The sequence below is a fragment of the Mycobacterium colombiense CECT 3035 genome, assembly GCF_002105755.1.
Taxonomy (GTDB): domain Bacteria; phylum Actinomycetota; class Actinomycetes; order Mycobacteriales; family Mycobacteriaceae; genus Mycobacterium; species Mycobacterium colombiense.
The window spans coordinates 984044-988932 of record NZ_CP020821.1 but is presented as its reverse complement, the minus strand read 5'-3'; the positions used below and the strand labels follow the sequence as shown (position 1 = coordinate 988932).

General features: G+C 66.0%; 6 protein-coding genes. 2 read left to right on the top strand and 4 right to left on the bottom strand.

Going from position 1 to position 4889, the window contains the following annotated elements:
- Positions 1-53 precede the first annotated feature (53 nt).
- Positions 54-281, bottom strand: a complete 228-nt coding sequence (locus B9D87_RS04660) for an MbtH family protein (protein ID WP_007775874.1) — start codon at positions 279-281, stop codon at positions 54-56.
- 421 nt (positions 282-702) lie between these two features.
- Here B9D87_RS04660 and B9D87_RS04655 point away from each other — a divergent pair, with 421 nt between their 5' ends.
- Together B9D87_RS04655 and B9D87_RS04650 are read left to right on the top strand one after the other, a co-directional pair.
- Entirely contained in the window at positions 703-897 is a 195-nt protein-coding gene (locus B9D87_RS04655; protein ID WP_007775875.1) for a hypothetical protein, read from the top strand.
- A 592-nt stretch (positions 898-1489) separates the two neighbouring features.
- On the top strand, positions 1490-2284 hold the full coding sequence (locus tag B9D87_RS04650) for a GAP family protein (protein ID WP_007775877.1): 795 nt from the start codon (positions 1490-1492) through the stop codon (positions 2282-2284).
- A 1-nt stretch (position 2285) separates the two neighbouring features.
- On the opposite strand, the gene B9D87_RS04645 is transcribed toward B9D87_RS04650, so the two are convergent.
- The 3 genes from B9D87_RS04645 to B9D87_RS04635 all read right to left on the bottom strand — a co-directional run bounded on the left by B9D87_RS04645 (position 2286) and on the right by B9D87_RS04635 (position 4736).
- Positions 2286-3032 (bottom strand): ANTAR domain-containing protein, encoded by a 747-nt coding sequence (locus B9D87_RS04645; protein WP_007775878.1) that lies wholly within the window; start codon positions 3030-3032, stop codon positions 2286-2288.
- Positions 3033-3091: 59 nt separating this feature from the next.
- Positions 3092-3373, bottom strand: coding sequence for a hypothetical protein (locus B9D87_RS04640; protein WP_007775880.1), 282 nt, complete (start codon positions 3371-3373; stop codon positions 3092-3094).
- Between the two features lie 127 nt (positions 3374-3500).
- On the bottom strand, positions 3501-4736 hold the full coding sequence (locus B9D87_RS04635; RefSeq protein WP_007775881.1) for an MFS transporter: 1236 nt from the start codon (positions 4734-4736) through the stop codon (positions 3501-3503).
- Positions 4737-4889: the final 153 nt, after the last annotated feature.

The window sequence follows — 4889 nt, the reverse complement described above, 5'->3', positions numbered from 1 at the left end:
TACACGCCCCCCACTAAAAAGTTGACCCCGAAACCCTTCATACCGACGCCGGCTTATTGATCACGAACCGGAGCGGTCAGCGTGTCGCGCAGACTTTTCGCCCGTATATCGGGCCAGGTTTCTTCGATGTAATGCAGGCAGGTGGCGCGGTCGGCTTCTCCAAAAACTACTCTCCAACCGGCGGGAATGACAGTGAATGTTGGCCAAAGACTGTGTTGTTCTTCGTTATTGACCAAGACGAAAAAACTGCCATTGTCGTCATCAAACGGATTGAGCGGCAACGGATGGACCCCCTTACACCAGCGTAAATTCCGTAAACATCTTGCACGGGCGCGCCGAACTTTTTTGCAGCGCTTAAGGATTGAGCCGTCAGGCCGGGCCACAATATCGACCAGCTCCGCCGTCGAATACCGGCACCGATGAGCTCGGTCGTGAGGGGTGGCGCCGCAACGCGATCGTCGCGGTACCCATTGCGGCCCCGAGCCGACAATCGTTGTTTACCGAACAGCGCACCCGGTGCGCGCCCGCAATACGACCATCGGCGTCGCGATCCACGCTGCGCGGATACCCAACGATCACTCCCCGAAACATCTGAATTCCGTTCCTACATAACCCGATCCACGACGGATTCTACTGCCCCACTGTTGCGTAGCTGCGCAGCAAAAGACCGTGTCGCGCCGGTGTTGGATATCTCACTCCCCGGTGGCCGCTTCTGTCGCCCGCGCGATCGTGCCCACCCATCGGCGTTCCGCGTTTGCCGACGTCGACAAGCAGAACGCGGCCCGGATGGTCACCGAATCTTTGCTTCTGACTTCCGGTTTCGGCCCGACGCTGCCGCCTGTGGCCTGCGGCGCCACCGAACTCAGTTCCGCGAAAACGTCCCTAAATGGCCTCTAGCAGCGCATTCACGGATATTCGCGTACCAGCCTAGCGTCGATCGCTCAGATGTCGAATCTCACACGCGCACCGTGCAAAAGGGTATGGACGCTTGCTATGCGAAAGCCCATGTCATCGCCGCAATCCGCGCCACATCCCGCTGCCGCATAGCTATCAACGAGCGGCCCGTGGCGGTCTCGCCTCGAGGCGTGGCGGCGTCGCCGGTCGGGTTTCATCGGACACACCAGCCGCCGGGCTACGTTTGCCGATGAGCCCCTACGCGCGCCAGGGCAGGCCGTCACGCAGGCAAGTTGTGATTGATCTCACGCACCCATCGCGGGCACGAACTTCGCCAGGACCCGCCGACCGTGCGGGCCCGCTAACCCGACTACCCCGAAACCGGCGAGCTACGCCGGTGCATCCTCGGCTCGCAGAACCGCTGCCTCACCTGCGCCGCTACGCATGCGGCGGCACGGCCGGAATCCGTTGCACAGGAGCATGTTTCCGCGCACACAGCTGATTCATAGCCGACTTTGCCGAGCCGATTTTCAACGTTCTCAGATGTACCCCGGCGGCGTTTAGACCCCGCCACTCGCGGGTAGAGCCTCGAACCATGTGGGGGTCGGTGCTGGGCTTGGGGATCCTGGCCGCGCTCAATCCTGTCCGCCTCGGGCTCGCCCTGCTGATGATCTCTCGGCCCCGGCCCGGGCCGAGTCTGCTCGCATACTGGCTCGGCGGCCTGACGGTGTGCATACCCGAGTTGCTCATCCCGCTGCTCCTGCTGAACTTCACCCCGATGTTCGGGCACGTGGCGCACGGTTCGGCATCCCCCTCGACGAATTCGGCCCTCGGCAAGATCCAGATCGGCCTCGGTGTGGTCGGCCTGTCGATCGCCGCCGTGCTGACGGTGCGATTTCTCGTCCGCCCGCGGACGCCGCAGCCCGTACCCGAGGACGCCCGCTCCCCCGAGATGTCGATGGTCTCAGGCGCGCCGATCCCGATGCCGCGGCTGCTGACCCGGGTCCCGGAGGAGTCGGTGAGGAACCCCTCGCCGGTCCGGCGGCTACTCAACCGCATTCACGACGCGTGGGAGAGCGGCTCCTCGTGGGTCGCGTGGGTAATCGGCATCATCTCGGTGCCGGTCGACGGCGTCCTGTTCATCGTGGCGATCATCGCAGCGTCGGGGGCATCGGTCTCCGCGCAGGCCAGCGCGTCCGTCGCGTTCATCCTCCTGATGTACGCCGTCGTCGAGGTCATTCTGGTCGGATACGTGGTCGCGCCGGCGAAAACGCAAACCCTCTTGCTCGTGCTGCACAACTGGGTGCGGAGCTACCACCGCCACATCTTGGTGGCACTGTTCACGGTGGTCGGGGTGTCACAGCTGGCCCAGGGTCTACACGTTCTGTAGCTCAGTCCGAACGGGGCGGGCGCGGCGTCTGGACCAGATTGCGGGCGATCTCCTCGACCCGGGTGTTGGTCTCCTGCGAGAGCCTGGTCAGCAGTCCGAAAGCTCGATCGGCGTCGATGTTGAATCGTTCCATCAGCATGCCCTTGGCCTGGCCGATCATGTCTCTGGTGGCGATGGCGCGCATCAGCTGCCTGTTCTCCGTGGCCAGTTCCTGCTGCCGCTGGCGGTGTCGGCCGGATTCCACGGCGCTGACGGCCTCGAGGGTGTGCAGCAGATCCGCCGGATCCCAGGGGACACCGTGATCGACGTCGCGCGCCACCTCGTCGAGGAGTTGCCTGCTCTGCGAAACTTCCCTCACGGTGTGCACCACGCCCACCAGTTCGCCGTGATCGAGCAACGGGGAGTTGGTGGGGCTCCACACCTTCGGCAGGAATTCGTCGGGGGCGGCGGGATCGGGAATGTCATACCGCTGCATCCGCATCGTGTGGGGATGGCCGCTGCGCATTGCGGTCTCCAACGACGACGCGAGCCTGGCCGTCCCGTCCGCGTGCGGATCCTTCGGATTGTCCGGGAAGGCGTCGAAGAGGTACTGCCCCGGAAGTTCGCCGTGCCCGCGAAGGGTGACCCGCTCGTAGTCCTTGCTTGCCGCCCGTATCCGCAGGTCGCGATCGAGAAGCACGCAACACACGCCCGATGCCCCCCGGACCATTTTTCGGGCGATCACGTCGAAACGATCTTGGTTGCGCACTGTGAGTGGCGCTTACCCGCTAATCCGCGTTTTCAACCCGCCGCCGTCGGCACCGAGCGTCATTCGTCCTCGTCGGACGTGTCCTCGTCGCCGGACTTGTCCTCGTCGCCGGACGTGGCCTCGTCGCCGTGGCCGGACTCATCGGAGTCCTCTGCCTCACCGGAACCCCCGGACTCCCCGGCCTTGTCGGCGTACTTCGTCAAAAGCCCCGCCAATGCCCGGGCCTCCTCGGGTGTCAGCGAGTCCTCGAACAACCGCTCATCGCCGTCCGAGACGCGTTGCAGGTAAACCGCCTTGTCCTTGGCCGCGACGTCCCACCGGCCTCCTTCGTGACCAACCATCCGCTGCCGCCTTCCGGCTCGTGACCCTGGTGTGCAAACGTGACGCTCCCGAGGCGTGGATGTTGTTTACCCACTTCAGCCACGATGCAAGTCCCCGAGTGCCGCCGAGTATCGCGTCGGCACCGCCTCAGCGTGGCCGTAACAGGCCGGCGGCGAGCATCGCCGCGGCCATCCACGCCGCGGCATACCCGAAGGCCGCCGCGGGAGACACCAGGGTGTACAGGAACCCGGCCACCACGGTCGCCACCAGATCCCCGGCGGCCTGCACGGCACCGAGAACCCCGAAACCACTGCCGCGCAGCCGATCCGGAAGTAGCTGAGACACCACCGCCGACTCGATGGGCTCGGCGAGGCCGATGCCCACGCCCGCCGCGCAAAACGCCACCACAACCAGCGCCACGCCGGTGCCCCCGACGGCAAACAGCCCGTATCCGACGACGTAAACGCCTGCGGCGGTGACGAATACGGCGCGGGGACCGGCGCGGTCATACCAGCGCCCGGCCAGAAGTGAGGCAACGGTGGCGGCGATGTTGTGACATGCGTAGACGAGGATGGCCAGCGAGGTGGCCGCGGTCAGCGATCGGGTCGGTGACGCAAACAGATGCGCCGCCCGCAGAATGAGTAACGTCGCCGCGAGGTTGCCGAATTCGAACAGCGCGACCGGCAGCAGGGCGCGCAGCATCCCCGCGTCGCGCAATGCCCCAAGTTGCAGGCGCCGCGCTACCGGCTCCGACGATGTCTGGCCGCTGCGCCGCGCTTCGCGCGCCGCAACGAGGATCGCCAGGGCGGCGAACAGGCCCGGTATGGCTGCCAGGAACAAGGCCGGCCGAACGCCGACCCAGGCCACCAGACCCGCGGCCAGCAACGGACCGGCGACCGCACCGAGGTTGTCTCCCGCCCGTTCCAATCCAAAAGCTCTGCCGTGGGCCGATTTCGGGCTCAGCGACGCCAGCAGCGCGTCGCGCGACGGCGAGCGCAACCCGCGGGAGACCCATGCCAAAGCACGGAAGATACCCGCCTGCCATACCGCGGTCGCCGCGCCGATCGCGCCCGTGGCCAGCGCGGTGCCCAGATAGCCGCCGGACGCGGTGCGACCGCGCTTGGTGCGGTCATTGGCCGGCGAGGCACCGACCAGTTTCATGACGCCGATGAGCGCGTCGCTGATGCCGTCGACGATGCCCAGGGCACTTGCCGAAGCGCCCAGCGTCCCGGTGATGAATACCGGCAGCACCGATGTGGTGATCTCGTGGCCGGAATCGGAGAAGAAGCTTGCCGCGCCGACGGCTCCGACGCCCGGGGTCAGCCACCGCTCCCCGGAATCGTCCACCCCGAGCTCCCCCGCGTCGACCCGCTCGTCGGACATGCGCACCTCCTTCGGCGGTACCGTTGCCGCCGGCCCGATGATGTCGACATTGTGCCGGACGTCTCGCCCATCCCGTCGCCACCGGACACGGCCACCGGCGGGCCCGATCGCTCAGAGCCAATAGTCTGGTGTTTTGTACGCCGTTCGAGAGGT

Bases quoted from the DNA above. Each gene is read 5' to 3' on its own strand.
- B9D87_RS04650 (WP_007775877.1), top strand. From the start codon at position 1,490: ATGTGGGGGTCGGTGCTGGGCTTGGGGATCCTGGCCGCGCTCAATCCT.
- B9D87_RS04635 (WP_007775881.1), bottom strand. From the start codon at position 4,736: ATGTCCGACGAGCGGGTCGACGCGGGGGAGCTCGGGGTGGACGATTCC.
- B9D87_RS04640 (WP_007775880.1), bottom strand. From the start codon at position 3,373: ATGGTTGGTCACGAAGGAGGCCGGTGGGACGTCGCGGCCAAGGACAAG.